The sequence below is a fragment of the Prevotella sp. HCN-7019 genome (genome assembly GCF_037890215.1).
Classification (GTDB): Bacteria; Bacteroidota; Bacteroidia; order Bacteroidales; family Bacteroidaceae; genus Prevotella.
In genome coordinates, this window is record NZ_JBBKBO010000002.1 from 94,335 (window position 1) to 110,928 (window position 16,594).

Sequence of the window (16,594 nt, forward strand, 5' to 3'; positions counted from 1 at the left end):
TTCTATTTATTATTAATAGTATGTTGGTCATCATTACCGGCCGTACATGCGGCCACTTTTGTCCTCACCGATGTGAACGACAGTGCTATCCACGAATAGACGCCCAGCAGAATGACAAGCAGCGTCTGCACCGAATGGACGATAAGCACGAAGTAGAGAGCATCGGTCTCGCCCACTCCGTAGAGTATGAGCATGGTCTTCACGGCGAAATGCCACGGTCCGGCTCCGTTGGGTGTGGGCACTATCACGGCGATGCTTCCCACGATGAATGTCACAAGCGCACAGGCCACGCCCAGCCCCGAGGTGGCCTCGAAGCAGAAGAACGTAAGATAGTAGTGCAGAAAATAGCTCACCCATATGCCAAGAGTGAACAACACATAGAGCGGCATGTTCTTCACACCGCGCAGGGAGAACACACCCTGCATTATTCCGCTTATGGTACACTTCACCTTATTATATACAGAGAACCTGCGCAGAAGATACCACAGCAGTATGGCTGCGGCTATTGCACACACGGCAGTCACTACATAGCCAGCCGTGGAGAAACGGTCGAACATTATCTCTATGTTGGTTCCGGTACGGCTGAAGAAGCGGTCAAACACGCGCAACTGGAAAAACAGTGTGAGCAACGTTATGGCAAGCACGAGCAGCGAGTCGATGATGCGCTCGGTGACCACCGTGCCCAACGCCTTCGTAAACGACACTCCGTCGTAGCGCTTGAGCACTCCGCAACGCGCAAATTCGCCCACGCGCGGCACCACAAGGCTGGCCGCATAAGAAAGGAATATGGAATTGATGCTTGTCGATGCTCTCGCATGTTCGCCAATAGGTTCAAGACTCATCTGCCATCGCCAGCCGCGGAACATCTGTGCCAGTATGCCAAAAGGAAAAGACAACAACATCCAAGTCCAGTCCATTTCGTGGAGAAGCACCCGACTGACATTTTTAAAATCGAAGTCACGATACATCCAGTAAAGTATCAGTCCGCCAAGCAATAGCGAAAACACGACCTTCAGTATATCGTTGAATGTTTTTCTGCGTTCCAATGTTTCTGTTAGAGTTCTTTATTGTTCATATATATAATGCAAATGTACGAAAAAACTGTCGGATAATGTAATTAAACCAAATGAATAAACATTTTTTAGCTTCACACCCCAAACCACCCTCACAGCATACCGCATCACCTCCCGCGCTCCGCAAACAAGTCAGCACGACATGCCTGCCGACAGCCCGCTCTGTGCCAGAATGGCGTATATTATGACATAAAGTCGTATTTTATGACAAATATATGACATATTGTAAAGTTTTTGTAACATTTCTCTGGCTTTCATTGACGTACGTCAATAAAACATCATATTCATATACTTTTAATGAAAAAGCCCTTGCGCGGTACGTTATTCGTATTATCTTTGCAGCGTCGAAAAGACAAAAAGGATAACAAATTAAAATTAAAAGAAAGGTAAAAAGACTATGGTAACATTTTTTGCATTTGCCGTTGTGGCAATCATGATTGCTAAGGCAGTAAGCTTAGGACACAAGATCGACCTTCAGAAATAAGGTCAATCTGATGTCTTCTTCTTTAAGAAGAATTTATTGAACGTTTATATAGAAAGGCGGGGAATCGGCAAAGGCCGGTTGCCCGTTTTTTCGTTTACAGCCCCTTCGGCATCTTTTCATACGTGACACATCCGCCCCGCAGCCTCTCACCGCACGCTCAATAAGCTCCGGCCTGAACCCCACAGACAGTCGGAAACGGCGCACAGGTCAGTTGTAAAAAGGAATTCAGCAGTGAATGTTTTTATTAATGAAGCAGCACGGAACGGCGGAAAACTTTCTTATATTGCACTGATGACATAAAGCGTGACAGCACATTTCCTCATATCAGACCCACATCACAACAGCCGATAAATCCCCACCGAAAAAGGCATGAACACATCCCGCATTCTTTCTCACTCCTCATGTCGGCACTTTTAAAGAAAACTCGAGCAACGCATCCGCGGATTTTCTTGACTTTTTTTTGACAAAAGAAAATCGCAAAAGAGATGTGAATAAATGTTAAATCAGGCACTATAAAGCCCATTTCCAACCATACAGACTTTTTATATACCCTGCAGTGAAGTGCGGAATGGCGTGCCTGACATTCCGATAAAGCCCGTTTCAGCCCATGGTTTCGTCCATTTGAGGGTGTGATATTATGCATATCAAGCCATGAAACGGGCAATATCACATGCCAAAACGGTGCTTTTCGCAGGACAGAAAAACAAATATCAAATATAAACAACTGATTTTCAACGCTTTGTATAAAGCTCTCATTTTTCGCGTATTTGCGTCCGAAGGAAAGTCTGCCCGCAAATACTCGCTAATTTTTTGGGGTAGAACAGAAAACTCAGACCGAAAAACCACAGGATGCAAAGAATATGGAACGGGCCCGATATTGTTATTTTCAGCAGAAACCAACAACGCCGATACAGGATTGGAACCACTGTTTTTGTATTAAAACCAATCTACATAGAAATTCCAATGAACCCGTAAAGCGCCACTCTGACACGACCATAGGGAATAAAAAAACCGGATGCATCTTTGCGATACATCCGGCTTTGTGTTGGGATACTCGGACTCGAACCAAGAATGACAGGACCAGAATCTGTAGTGTTACCATTACACCATATCCCAATTTGTTTGCGTCATCATTTCTGAATTGCACTGCAAAGGTACACATTTTTTTTTAACTACAAACATTTTTCGCAACTTTTTTCTAAAAAAAATAAATAAACGGCCTATTTTCCTCGTTTTTCAGATTATTAGATGTAACTTTGTACATTATTAATTAAAAACATTATCAAGTAACACAAACGCAAAAATCAGCACTTCAGGAGCTTCTAATGCATTGAGGCAGAAGCCCCGACTGAATCAAAAAAAACAAAATTCGCATAAATGGAAACAACAAACAAACTGGTAGACTCAATAACAAAAGGAATTCAGGAAAAAAAAGGACAGAATATAACCATTGTTGACCTAAGAGGCATCGACGGAGCAATAACAAGCTATTTCGTGATATGTCAGGGCGGATCGCCGTCGCAGGTGGAAGCCATAACAGACTCTGTCGAAGAAGTGGTGAGAACGACAACCGGTGAAAAACCTTCCAACGTGAACGGACTCGGCAACAGCCAGTGGGTGGCAATGGACTACATCGACGCTATGGTACACGTGTTCCTGCCGGAAACACGTCAGTTCTACAACCTCGAGAATCTGTGGGAGGACGCACCCATGACCCACATCCCCGACCTCGACTGAAAGCACCGCACAAGGACAGACAACATTATCGTATATAACAAATGATTGGCATAATGTAGCATTTCACAATTATGGACAATAACGAAAAAAAACATCAGAACGACAATAACCAGCCGAAAATGCCCAAGTTCAACATGAACTGGATTTACACAGTCATACTGGTATCTCTGGGTATACTCTTCATCACCGGCGGGGGCGACGCGCTCGCCGTAGGAGGTTCGGCAAAACAGGAGGCCACATACACAAAGTTCAAGGAGTATGTTGAAAAAGGCTACGCCAAGAACGTAGTAGTGAACAAGGACCGCAACATGCTTACCATGTATGTGAAGTCGAAAAACATACGCGACGTGTTCGGCAAGAGCGCGAAGCAGGTGGGCCCGGAACCTGCCGTGAACGTGGAGTTCGGCTCGGTGGACGAGCTTGAAAAGTATCTCACTTCGATGCAGAAAACCGGAAAACTGAGCGACTTCAGTTATGAGAACGAGAAAGGCAACTCGTTCATGAATCTGCTCATAAACCTCTCACCCTTCATTCTTGGCATCGCACTGTGGATACTGCTAATGCGCCGCATGGGCGGAGGCAACTCGGGCGGAGGCGTGTTCAGCGTGGGCAAGAGCAAGGCCCGCATGTATGAAAAGGGCAACGACCTGGGCATAACCTTCAAGGATGTAGCCGGACAGGCTGCCGCCAAGCAGGAGGTACAGGAGATTGTGGAGTTCCTCAAGGAACCGCAGAAATACACAGACCTGGGAGGAAAGATACCTAAGGGCGCACTGCTCGTAGGTCCTCCGGGAACAGGAAAGACCCTTCTTGCAAAGGCTGTAGCAGGCGAGGCAGGCGTGCCGTTCTTCTCGATGAGCGGTTCGGACTTCGTAGAGATGTTCGTCGGCGTGGGTGCAAGCCGCGTGCGCGACCTCTTCAGACAGGCCAAGGAGAAAGCTCCGTGCATCATATTCATCGACGAGATAGACGCCGTTGGACGTGCCAGAAGCAAGAACCCGGCCATGGGAGGAAACGACGAGCGTGAGAATACACTTAACGCACTGCTTATAGAAATGGACGGATTCGGAACCAATAGCGGCGTAATCATCCTGGCGGCAACAAACCGTGCCGACATGCTCGACAAGGCGCTACTCCGCGCAGGACGCTTCGACAGACAGATAAACGTGGATCTGCCCGACCTGAACGAACGCAAGGAGATATTCCAGGTGCACCTGCGTCCGGTGAAGACCGACGAGACCGTGGACATAGACTTCCTTTCTCGCCAGACTCCGGGATTCTCGGGTGCCGACATAGCAAACGTATGCAACGAGGCCGCGCTCATAGCAGCACGCCACAACAAGAAGTTTGTGGGCAAGCAGGACTTCCTCGATGCCGTTGACAGAATAATCGGAGGTCTGGAGAAAAAGACCAAAGTTATGACCTACGACGAGAAGCGCACCATCGCTCTCCACGAGGCAGGACACGCCACAGTGTCGTGGTTCTGCGAGTATGCCAACCCGCTTGTCAAGGTGAGCATCGTACCGCGCGGACGTGCACTTGGTGCAGCATGGTATCTGCCTGAGGAACGCCAGATAACAACAAAGGAGCAGATGCTCGACGAAATGTGCGCGCTGCTCGGCGGACGCGCTGCCGAAGAGCTCTGCAACGGCCAGATATCCACAGGAGCAATGAACGACCTGGAACGCGCAACAAAGAGCGCATACGGCATGGTGGCCTACGCCGGAATGAGCGAAAAGCTGCCTAACATCTGCTATTACAACAATCAGGAATACCAGTTCCAGCGTCCTTACTCGGAGACAACGGCCAAGATAATAGACGACGAAGTACTCAAGATGATCAACGACCAGTACGCACGTGCCAAGGATCTGCTGACCGAACACAAGGAAGGCCACCAGCAACTGGCTGAGCTGCTGCTCAAACGTGAGGTGATATTCGCCGAGGACGTGGAGAAGATATTCGGCAAACGCCCGTGGATAAGCCGTTCGGAAGAGATAATGGAGGACGACACTCCGAAACTGGAAGACATGCCCGACATCGTGAAGGAGGCACAGGCCGAACACGAAAGATCTCTCGAACAGAAAAATGTGGAACCGGAAACCACAACCGCACCGGCAAACGACGGCGACGGAGAGAATAAGGAAGACAAATAAACACTAAAGCAATACAGCCCATGAGTGAGAAAATGAAAAACCTGATCACACGCTCAATAACCGGCGTACTCTTTGTCGCGATTATCGTTGTGTGTTTCATGTGTCCCGAAGGGATGATTATGGTGTTCGCACTTATCACCGGACTGACAGTCTGGGAGTACACAGGATTGGTGAACACAATTGACGGCGTGGCCGTGAACCGATTCATTTCCACCGCCGCAGGTGTCTATCTTTTTCTTGCCGTTGCCGGATTCTGCAGCGGCATCACACCCTCGGCTGTGTTCATACCTTATCTTCTGAGTGTCATCTATCTGTTCATCAGCGAGCTGTACACAGAAAGCAAGAACGCCATAAACAACTGGGCGTACACCATGCTTTCCCAGATGTACGTGGCACTGCCCCTCTCCACCATAAACATACTGGCGTTCAGAGACTACGGCGGACAGGTGGTATTCAGCTACCTCACTCCGCTCAGCATATTCATCTTCCTCTGGGCCAACGACACCGGAGCATACTGCTTCGGATCGCTATTCGGCAAACACAAGCTGTTTCCGAGAATAAGCCCGGGCAAGACATGGGAAGGCAGCATAGGCGGCGGACTGCTCGTGCTGGCTGTTGCAGCCATTATAGGATATGTGGAGAACAGCAATACCGGTGAACTGATGTACGGCAACACAATGTCGGTGGCCCAGTGGATGGGACTCGGACTTGTCGTTGTGTTCTTCGGAACATGGGGCGACCTCGTTGAATCACTCTTCAAACGCACCATGGGCATAAAGGACAGCGGCAAAATACTGCCGGGACACGGCGGAATGCTCGACCGTTTCGACTCGTCGCTCATGGCAATACCCGCAGCTGTGGTGTACTTTTACACTCTGACATTGTTCTGAAAACAACATAAAGTCGGGTGCAGACATGATCCGTTCTGCACCCGACTATAAATCATAAGGATCGGCCTGAACCTGAAAACAAAAACAAACCTTACCATTCTATTATGAAAAAAAATCTGATTTTTTGCTTACTGTCTGCAGCAGTAATGCTGCTGTGCTGGAGTTGTGCGCCGAAAAGCGTGGCAAAGTATTCCCCTATTGAAGTAAAAGTACCCGAACGTCCTGAAGGACAAAAAGACGTTGTGGGACTGACTACACCCAAACTCGAAACAGTCAGAGTAGGATTCATCGGACTCGGAATGCGCGGTCCGGGAGCCGTGGAACGCTGGACACACATTCCAGGAACAAAAATAGTGGCTCTCTGCGACATCATAAAGGAACGCGCGGAGAACGCACAGAAGATTGTGACAAACGCAGGAATGCCCGCACCCGACCTGTATTACGGCAGCGAGGACGCATGGAAGAAGATGTGCGAACGCGACGACATAGACATCATATACATAGCAACCGACTGGAAACACCATGCCGAAATGGGTATCTACGCCATGGAACACGGCAAGCATGCAGCCATTGAGGTGCCGGCGGCAATGACGCTCGACGAGATATGGGCGCTCATAAACACTTCCGAACGCACGCGGAAGCACTGCATACAGTTGGAGAACTGCGTGTACGACTTCTTCGAACTGACAACCCTCAACATGGCGCAGCACGGAGTGTTCGGCGACATACTGCACGTGGAAGGCTCGTACATACACAACCTTGAGGACTTCTGGCCGTATTACTGGAACAACTGGCGTCTGGACTACAACCGCAAACACCGCGGCGATGTTTATGCCACACACGGACTGGGACCGGCATGCCAGCTGCTCGACATACACCGTGGCGACCGCATGAAGACGCTTGTGGCCATGGACACCAAGGCTGTGACAGGTCCGGAACTGGTGAAGAAACTACAGAAAGAGGACGGCTCCGACTTCCAGAACGGTGACCACACAATGACATTCATACGCACCGAAAACGGCAAGACCATACACATACAGCACGACGTGATGAATCCGCGTCCGTACAGCCGTATGTATCAGCTCACCGGAACAAACGGATTTGCCAACAAGTATCCTATCGAACAATACTGTCTGCGCCCCGACAAGTCGGGTTCAACAGGCATCCCCGACCACGAGAAGCTGGACATGCACTCGGCAGTATCGCAGGAAGTGAAGGACATGCTTATGAAGAAATACAAGCATCCGATACATCAGGAGCTTGAGGAAACAGCAAAGAAAGTGGGCGGACACGGCGGAATGGATTTCATCATGGACTATCGTCTGGTTTACTGTCTGCGCAACGGTCTGCCGCTCGACATGGACGTTTACGACCTGGCAGAATGGTGTTGCATGGCCGAACTGACACGCCTGTCGATAGAGAACGGCAGCGTTCCTGTGGCAGTGCCCGACTTCACGCGCGGAGCATGGAACAAAATAAAAGGCTATCGCCATGCATTCGCCGAATAAAGAATGAAATCAAAGAAAATAAAAACTGCGCCCATGACATCATCCATGTCATGGGCGCATATTTTATATATACAAGTATTTTAACATAAAGCGGTTTCAACCGTCGTCTGACAAAGCCTGTTCCGCACTCTTAAAGAGCCCGTATCGAGCCATGAAACGGGCCGTTCTGATGCCTAAAACAGTCTATTCCGCACCTCAAAACAGGCCGTTCCGTAAGCCCGGAAAGCCCATATCGCAACCTGTTACACCTGATATTCCCGTTAATAGAACAAAAAGAGAGTGTTTCGCGTTTTTATAACAGCTATCCAATCAGCCTTTTTTCGCACGTCGTCCGGCAGAACGCGACCGCAGCAGATCGCATATTATCATTGCGGCATTCCGCGAAGCATCCTCATGACCGAGGCGTTCTCTCACCGAAGCATATCCGTCGAGCATGGCTTTACGCCTCTCGCCACCGGGAAGGATGAGCGACAGTTCGTGAGCTATGTTATCCACACTGAAGGTGTCGGCAACAAGTTCTTTTACAACTTCGGCATCGGCTATGAGATTGACAAGCGATATATATCTGACATGTATGAGCTTTCGTCGCAACCATGAGATAAGTCCCGGCAGCGGAGTCTTGTAACATACCACCTGCGGAACACCGAACAACGCGGTCTCAAGTGTGGCAGTGCCGCTCGTCACAACAGCCGCGTCGGCATTGGCAAGCAGCGCGTAAGTCTCGCCATGTACAAAGCGCAATGTGCCATCATGGGCAAAAGCATCATAATATTCATCAGGTATGCCCGGCGAACATGCCAGCACCGGCTGGCAGTCGGGGAAACGACGGAGAGCCAGAAGCATTGCGGGCAGATTGTCCTTTATCTCCTGACGGCGGCTGCCCGGCAGCAACGCCACAACAGGTTTGCCTTCTTCCAGTCCGACACGGTTGCAGAACTCGCTCTTCGTCTCCTTGTATCCGTCAAGAAACGCACCGACTTCTCCGGCCGTAGGATTGCCCACATAATGTATGGGATAGCCGTGTTTTTTCTCGAAAAACGGTATCTCGAAAGGAAGAATGGAGAAAAGTTCGTCCACGTCGCGCTTGATGTCTTTTATGCGCCATTCTTTCCACGCCCATATTTTTGGCGAAATGTAATAATAGACGGGGATGTCGGTGGAAGCATGAACATAGCGTGCTATATTGAGATTGAAGCCGGGATAATCGACAAGAATGACCACATCAGGCCCCCACTCCGTTATGTCGTGCTTGCACAGTGTCATGTTGCGCATGATGACATGCAGATGCGTGAGCACCGGGACAAAGCCCATGTATGCCAGTTCGCTGTAATGCTTCACGCGTGTTCCGCCGACAGCCGACATAAGGTCGCCCCCGAAGAAACGGAACTCAGCCTGAGCATCATTCTCCTTCAGTGCGTTCATAAGCCGCGAAGCATGCAGATCGCCACTGGCCTCTCCCACTATAAGATAATATTTCATCGGTATTGATGCTTTCAGAAGGTCCAGTCCTTCATTTTGTCAATCATGTCATAGGCCGTGACGTCTATTGTGGTAGGCGTTATGGCCACATATCCGTGAGTCAGAGCCCAGTTGTCTGTGTCTTCAGCCTCGGGCTCGTCGTTTGTGTATTCGCCTGTCATCCAGAAGTATTCATAACCGTGAGGGTGTTTCATGCACACGCACTCATTGCCCCATGTGCCCTTTGCCATGCGGCATATCTTCACGCCACGGAACTCGTCGACAAGCGGGAAATTGACGTTCAGACACACTCCTGTGGGCAGACCTTCACGCAACACTCTTTCCGTGATGCTTCTCACCAACGGGCGCAACGGTTCAAAATCAGCATCATCGCGATGATTGCAAAGCGAAAAAGCGACAGATGGAATGTATTTCATGCAGCCTTCGGTGGCCACGCCCATCGTTCCGCTGTAATGCGTATTGACGCTCGCATTGTCACCATGGTTTATTCCGCCTATCACCATATCTGGTTTTCGGTCGACGCAAAAGCGGTCGAGGGCGAGTTTCACGCAGTCAACAGGCGTTCCGTTGCACGACCACACATCTACACCTTCTCTGTGTCTGCGCAGCTTCAGGCGGAGCGGTGTGGTGGCCGAAAACGCGCACGAGAACCCCGAACGCGCCGACTCGGGAGCGCACACAAGCAGGTCGGCCATATCCGACAGCATATCTATAAGACTGTTTATGCCACGGGCATGATATCCGTCATCATTTGAAATGAGTATCAAAGGCCTTTTTTCTTTCATAAATTTACATTTAATTTGCATGCAAAAATACGAAAAAAGGTTTAAACTATCCGTTTCTCACATAAAATATGTATCTTTGCCAATAATTTTAATCAAATGCAGGACCACGTCCTGAAGTTATATTCTGCTGCGTGCACGACCCTTCGTGCGGCGAACTAAGCATTAGACTGAGATGGGAAAAATTATTGCATTAGCTAATCAGAAAGGCGGCGTAGGTAAAACCACAACAACCATAAATCTGGCTGCTTCGCTTGCTACTTTGGAGAAATCAGTACTCGTTGTTGATGCCGATCCGCAAGCAAACGCATCGAGTGGACTGGGAGTCGACCTTAAAGAAGTTGACTGCTCACTCTATGAATGTATTATTGACCACGCAGACGTGCGCGACGCCATCTATACAACCGATATCAACGGACTCGACATAATACCGAGCCACATCGACCTGGTGGGTGCCGAGATAGAAATGCTCAACCTCAACGACAGAGAGAAAATGATTAAACGGTTGCTCGACTCCATACGCGACGAATACGACTATATTCTGATTGACTGCAGTCCGTCTCTCGGACTCATCACAGTAAACGCGCTTACGGCGGCCGACTCGGTGATTATTCCCGTACAGTGTGAATACTTTGCACTCGAAGGTATCAGCAAACTGCTGAACACAATAAAGATAATAAAAAGCAAACTGAACCAGAAACTGGAAATAGAAGGATTCCTGCTGACAATGTATGACAGCCGTCTCAGACTCGCAAACCAGATTTATGACGAGGTGAAACGCCATTTCCAGGAACTCGTTTTCAAGACTGTCATACAGCGAAACGTAAAATTGAGCGAAAGCCCGAGTCACGGACTGCCTGTAATTCTCTATGATGCTGATTCAACAGGAAGTAAGAACCACCTTGCACTGGCCAAGGAAATAATAAACAAAAACAGATAGAGAATCTGACGCCCCAAAGAAAGAATGCAGGCTGAAGATATGCGACAGACGCATCTGCAAGACTTGAACAAGACGTGTCTGCGGCACGGACTTTCAGCCAAAACAAAACAACAGACAACACACATAACAATAACGCCCTATGGCAGTACACAAGAAATTCAGCAAAAACGTTCTCGGACGAGGACTCGACGATATAGAAAGAGGAAAAGGACTTGATGCGCTCATCGACACAAACGGCGTGCGTACACAGGGCACATCAACCATCAACGAAATTCCACTGGACCAGATTGAGCCAAATCCCAGCCAACCGCGAAGAGATTTTGACGAAGAAGCGCTGCAGGAACTGGCCAACAGCATACGCGAGATCGGCATAATACAGCCGATAACTCTCAGACAGACAGCCGAGCACAGATTCCAGATCATTGCCGGAGAACGCCGCTGGCGTGCATCCCAACTGGCCGGATTGGAAGCCATCCCTGCGTATATACGCACCATAAAGGATGAGAACGTCATGGAGATGGCGCTTGTGGAGAACATACAGCGCGAAGACCTGAACGCCATAGAAATTGCACTTGCCTACGAGCATCTGCTCGAAGCTGACGGCATGACTCAGGAAAAGGTATCTGAACGTGTGGGAAAAAGCCGCACGGCAATAACCAACTATCTGCGTCTGTTGCGTCTGCCGGCACAAGTGCAGATGGCTCTTCAGAAAAAAGAAATAGACATGGGACATGCCCGCGCACTGCTTGCCATCGACAGCCCGTCGCTTCAGATAAAACTGTTCAACGAAGTACAGAAGCACGGTTACTCCGTACGCAAGGTGGAGGAACTGGCACAACAGCTGAAAAACGGCGAGGACATAGAAAGCGGCAAAAAGAAGATTGCAGCAAAGGCAAAACTCCCGGAGGAATTCAATATGCTTAAAAGCCGCTTGTCTGACTTCCTGCATACAAAGGTTCAGATGAGCTGTTCGCCTAAAGGTAAAGGCAAGATAACCATTCCCTTCGCCAACGAAGAGGAACTGGAGCGCATTATGAACATCTTCGATAAAATGAAAGAACAATAAACGTGAGATTTCATTTATCCGACATACTGCGGGTATGCCTTATAGCATGCATGCCTGTCGCCGTACAAGCCACGACTTGTGAGACAGACACTGTCACCACGCCGGTATCTGCCGCATGGAACGAGCATAATCCGTCAGACAGCATTATAAGTACAGAAAGCATGCTTTCGCACGATGACAGTCTGAAACTCGTTGCGACAACCGACTCGGTTGCAAAGAAGGCAAAGCGCGACTGGGCCACATGGAGGCCTAACCCCAAGCGGGCATTATGGCTGGCACTGGTATTGCCGGGAGCCGGACAGATATATAACCGCAAATATTGGAAGATTCCAATAGTTTACGGAGGATTTGTCGGATGTATATACGCCATGCAGTGGAACAACCAGATGTACCGTGACTACTCACAGGCGTATCTCGACATAATGGACGACGATCCTAACACACAAAGCTATAACCAGTTCCTGCATCTGGGCAACAAGATAGACGAAACAAACATCGAAAGGTACAAAAGTCTGTTTAAAAGCCGTAAAGACCGTTACCGTCGGTGGCGCGATATGAGTTTCTTCGTACTCGTCGGTGTGTATGCCCTGTCGGTTATTGATGCTTATGTTGACGCTTCGCTTTCTGAATTTGACATATCAAAGAATCTCAGTATGAGCGTTGAACCAACGATAATAAACAACTATAACGACAACAGGATATCACTGAAATCAAACTCCATTGGAGTGAGTTGCAGTCTGAATTTCTGAAATACAGCCACTCCACTGCTACTATATTATCACATTACCAATCAGAAAAATAAGAACAACAATTGATGAAGAAAATAAGTTTATTCATAGCCGCCCTCGTTATCGGATATTGCAGTCCGGTAAATGCACAATCAGGAAATGACGACACAGAAATAACAGTTACAAACGAAAAAGGAGAAAAAGAAACCATCGAACTCCCTGGAGGCATGACATGCGAATTCGATAGTCTTTTAAGCGAATACCATATAAAAACTTATCTGAAACCGGACACTACATGCAACATGCCAGACATAAATCCGGTATACGACAAAGAGGTTTATAAGGAAAGACTGAGCAAAATGCCTACAATCATCGAAATGCCGTACAACGACGCAGTGCAGCAGATGATTGACAGATACAGCATCAAACTACGTCATTCCGTAAGCATGATGCTCGGTATACAGAACTTCTATATGCCGATATTCGAAGAAGCACTCGAGGCATACGGACTGCCGCTCGAACTGAAATATCTGCCTGTAGTGGAGTCTGCGCTCAATCCTAACGCCGTGTCACGTGTAGGCGCGACAGGTCTTTGGCAGTTTATGATCACAACCGGAAAACAATACGGTCTCCAGATAAATTCGCTCGTTGACGAAAGACGCGACCCGATTAAATCATCGTACGCGGCAGCACACTATCTGAAAGATCTTTACAAAATATTCGGCGACTGGAACCTCGTGATAGCAGCATACAACTGCGGTCCGGACAACATAACAAAAGCCATGCACCGTTCGAAAGGCGAAACCGACTATTGGCAGATTTATCCTTACCTTCCGAAAGAAACAAGAGGATACGTTCCGGCGTTCATCGCAGCCAACTACATCATGACATATTACTGCGACCATAACATTTGCCCGATGAGAGCCGACCTGCCTGTTAAGACCGACACGGTAATGGTGAACCGCGACGTACACTTCGAACAGATTGCCAGTGTGCTCAACATGGATATTAACCAGATAAAGGAACTCAACCCGCAATACCGCCGCAACATAGTCAACGGCAACACACAGGCATCTGCAATAAGACTGCCGTCAACACAGATCAACAGCTTCATCGACAACGAGGAACGCATATATGCACACAATGCGGAGGAGCTTCTGAACAAGCGCACCGAGGTTGAAATCAACAAGGCTGCACCGGTAGCCTCAACACGCAAGAAGAGTACAAGACGTAAACGTACCACAAGAGCAAAGACAGTCACCATCAGAAAGGGAGACACTTTGTCTGAAATAGCCGAGCGCAACAATACTACTGTAAGCAAACTTAAACGACTCAACAACATTAGTGGTACAAACATACGCGCAGGCAAGAAGCTCAGAGTGAGATAATCACGCATAAACAATCACCTTAAAATACTATAGTCATGGACGACCTGGATCTTAAAGACAAACAGAAAGAAGCCTCTGAGGCTCAGATGATAGACGATGCGTTCCAGCATCTGCTCAACACCTATCTGTCAACACGTCACCGCAAAAAGGTTGACATCATAACAAAGGCGTTCAACTTTGCGAGACAGGCACACAAGGGTGTGCGCCGTTTGTCCGGCGAGCCATACATACTACACCCCATCTCCGTGGCACAGATAGCATGCGAGGAAATGGGCCTCGGATCAACGAGCATATGCTCGGCATTGCTCCACGACGTTGTAGAAGACACTGACTATACGGTTGAGGACATTGAGAACATCTTCGGAAGCAAGATAGCACAGATTGTCGACGGACTGACAAAGATATCCGGCGGTATATTCGGCGAACAGGCATCTGCACAGGCTGAAAATTTCAAGAAGCTGCTTCTGACGATGAGCAACGACATAAGGGTGATTCTTATAAAAATATGCGACCGTCTGCACAACATGCGGACACTTGAAAGCCAGCCAGCAAACAAACAGTACAAAATTGCCGGAGAGACTCTCTACATATATGCACCACTGGCAAACCGTCTCGGACTCAACAAAATAAAAACCGAACTCGAAGACCTGAGTTTCAGATATGAGCACCCGGAGGAATACTCTTCCATTGAAGAGAAACTCGCATCTACCCAGGCTTCACGCGACACACTGTTCAAACTTTTCACCACTCCGATACGTGAGGCACTCGACAAAATGGGCATCAACTATCAGATCAAGGCAAGAGTGAAAAGCCCTTATTCCATTTGGAACAAGATGCAGAACAAGCATGTCACCTTCGAAGAAATATACGACATTCTGGCCGTGCGCATCATATACACCCCGAAAGCACGTAGCGAAGAGATAAACGAATGCTTCAGAATATATGTTGCGATAAGCCAGATATACAAATCACACCCCGACCGCCTGCGCGACTGGGTGAACCATCCTAAAGCCAACGGCTATCAGGCACTGCACGTCACACTGATGTCCAAGCAGGGACAATGGATCGAAGTGCAGATAAGAAGCAACAAGATGGACGAAGTGGCCGAACAGGGATTTGCCGCACACTGGAAATACAAGGAAGGCGATATCGTTGTGGACGACGACAACGAACTTAACAACTGGCTGAGCACCATCAAGGAAATACTCGACGATCCGCAACCGGACGCCATGGACTTCCTCGATACGATAAAGCTCAACCTCTTTGCAAGCGAGATATTCGTATTCACTCCCAAAGGCGAAATCAAAACCATGCCGGCCGGATGTACGGTGCTCGACTTCGCATTCCAGATACACACATTCCTAGGAACCCACTGCATCGGAGCAAAAGTCAACCACAAACTGGTGCCTCTGAGCCATAAGCTGCAAAGCGGCGACCAAGTGGAGATTCTCACATCCAAGTCGCAGCACGTACAACCGTCATGGATCAATTTCGTATCCACCGCAAAGGCACGCGGAAAAATACAGGTGAGCCTGCGCCGTGACAACAGAGAGAAACAGAAAGAAGGCGAGCAGATTCTGACAGAATGGCTGAAAGCCAACGAAAAGGAGATGAACATGGGTGTCGTTAATAAACTGTGCGCACTCCACGACCTGCAGAAACCAGAAGACCTGTTCCTCAACATAGGCAAGAAAACTATAACACTTGGCGACAAGGAACTGGACGAACTCAACGACAAGAAGAAAGAGAACGCCCTGACATGGCGCAAGTTTGTACCATTCCTCGGCAACTCAAACAAAGATATAAAGAAGAAAGCCCTGTTCATTGTCGAGAAAGGTTTCAACAAGAAAAAACCAATTATCATCTCCGAAGAGACGATCGATAACTTCATCTATCCGGGATGCTGCCATCCTATACCAGGCGACGACATTCTGGGATATATTGACAACAAAAACCGCATTGAGATACACAAGCGCGACTGTAAGGTGGCCGACAAACTCAAAACAAGTTTCGGCAACAAGATTCTCGATGCAAAATGGAACATGCACAAACAGATGTTCTTCGACGCGACAATCGAAATACGCGGTATCGACCGCAAAGGCATGCTCCACGATGTGGCCGACGTCATCTCAGACAAGATGAACGTCAACATACACAAAGTCACGATCTCTAGCGACGAAGGCATCTTTGACGGACTCATAGAATTGCGCGTACACGACCGCAGCGAGGTGAAAGAAATAATGAAGAGTCTTAAGAAAATAAGCGGACTCCAGGAAGTTCTCCAGACACAATAAGAATAATCATACACCGGATGCGTAGCACCGATCCATACACTTACGGTGTATCAATCATACGTAAATGCGACA

Annotated in this window: 12 protein-coding genes and 1 tRNA gene; 9 read left to right on the forward strand and 4 right to left on the reverse strand. The window is 48.4% G+C overall.

Translation table 11 applies throughout. From position 1 onward, the window contains the following. Positions 1 to 2 precede the first annotated feature (2 nt). The gene (locus WKT13_RS03490) at positions 3 to 1,046 is read right to left on the reverse strand and encodes a lysylphosphatidylglycerol synthase transmembrane domain-containing protein (protein ID WP_340322857.1); all 1,044 of its coding nucleotides are present in this window, start codon (positions 1,044 to 1,046) and stop codon (positions 3 to 5) included. Positions 1,047 to 2,602: 1,556 nt separating this feature from the next. Further along, positions 2,603 to 2,673: transfer RNA gene (locus WKT13_RS03495), tRNA-Gln, on the reverse strand. A 261-nt stretch (positions 2,674 to 2,934) separates the two neighbouring features. Between WKT13_RS03495 and rsfS the strand changes: the two genes are divergently transcribed. From rsfS to WKT13_RS03515, 4 genes are all read left to right on the forward strand, one after another. Continuing rightward, positions 2,935 to 3,294, forward strand: coding sequence for a ribosome silencing factor (rsfS, locus tag WKT13_RS03500; RefSeq protein WP_340322858.1), 360 nt, complete (start codon positions 2,935 to 2,937; stop codon positions 3,292 to 3,294). 71 nt (positions 3,295 to 3,365) lie between these two features. Then, the gene (gene ftsH, locus WKT13_RS03505; protein ID WP_298618610.1) at positions 3,366 to 5,447 is read left to right on the forward strand and encodes an ATP-dependent zinc metalloprotease FtsH; all 2,082 of its coding nucleotides are present in this window, start codon (positions 3,366 to 3,368) and stop codon (positions 5,445 to 5,447) included. A gap of 20 nt (positions 5,448 to 5,467) precedes the next feature. Further along, the gene (locus WKT13_RS03510; RefSeq protein ID WP_298618612.1) at positions 5,468 to 6,337 is read left to right on the forward strand and encodes a phosphatidate cytidylyltransferase; all 870 of its coding nucleotides are present in this window, start codon (positions 5,468 to 5,470) and stop codon (positions 6,335 to 6,337) included. Positions 6,338 to 6,483: 146 nt separating this feature from the next. Beyond that, on the forward strand, positions 6,484 to 7,845 hold the full coding sequence (locus WKT13_RS03515) for a Gfo/Idh/MocA family protein (RefSeq protein ID WP_340323105.1): 1,362 nt from the start codon (positions 6,484 to 6,486) through the stop codon (positions 7,843 to 7,845). Between the two features lie 309 nt (positions 7,846 to 8,154). Here WKT13_RS03515 and lpxB read toward each other — a convergent pair whose 3' ends face one another. Together lpxB and surE are read right to left on the reverse strand one after the other, a co-directional pair. After that, a complete protein-coding gene (gene lpxB, locus WKT13_RS03520; protein WP_340322859.1) occupies positions 8,155 to 9,324 on the reverse strand; it encodes a lipid-A-disaccharide synthase in 1,170 nt (389 codons plus the stop codon). Positions 9,325 to 9,338: 14 nt separating this feature from the next. Then, positions 9,339 to 10,109: a 5'/3'-nucleotidase SurE gene (surE, locus tag WKT13_RS03525; RefSeq protein ID WP_340322860.1), complete on the reverse strand. Its 771-nt coding sequence runs from the start codon at positions 10,107 to 10,109 to the stop codon at positions 9,339 to 9,341. 172 nt (positions 10,110 to 10,281) lie between these two features. On the opposite strand from surE, the gene WKT13_RS03530 reads away from it, so the two are divergent. The 5 genes from WKT13_RS03530 to WKT13_RS03550 all read left to right on the forward strand — a co-directional run bounded on the left by WKT13_RS03530 (position 10,282) and on the right by WKT13_RS03550 (position 16,522). Continuing rightward, on the forward strand, positions 10,282 to 11,046 hold the full coding sequence (locus WKT13_RS03530) for a ParA family protein (protein ID WP_021993192.1): 765 nt from the start codon (positions 10,282 to 10,284) through the stop codon (positions 11,044 to 11,046). A 139-nt stretch (positions 11,047 to 11,185) separates the two neighbouring features. Next, on the forward strand, positions 11,186 to 12,112 hold the full coding sequence (locus WKT13_RS03535; protein WP_340322861.1) for a ParB/RepB/Spo0J family partition protein: 927 nt from the start codon (positions 11,186 to 11,188) through the stop codon (positions 12,110 to 12,112). A 2-nt stretch (positions 12,113 to 12,114) separates the two neighbouring features. After that, positions 12,115 to 12,861: a DUF5683 domain-containing protein gene (locus WKT13_RS03540; protein WP_340322862.1), complete on the forward strand. Its 747-nt coding sequence runs from the start codon at positions 12,115 to 12,117 to the stop codon at positions 12,859 to 12,861. A 65-nt stretch (positions 12,862 to 12,926) separates the two neighbouring features. Beyond that, positions 12,927 to 14,228, forward strand: coding sequence for a lytic transglycosylase domain-containing protein (locus WKT13_RS03545; RefSeq protein WP_340322863.1), 1,302 nt, complete (start codon positions 12,927 to 12,929; stop codon positions 14,226 to 14,228). A 35-nt stretch (positions 14,229 to 14,263) separates the two neighbouring features. After that, a complete protein-coding gene (locus tag WKT13_RS03550) occupies positions 14,264 to 16,522 on the forward strand; it encodes a RelA/SpoT family protein (RefSeq protein ID WP_298618623.1) in 2,259 nt (752 codons plus the stop codon). Positions 16,523 to 16,594 lie beyond the last annotated feature (72 nt).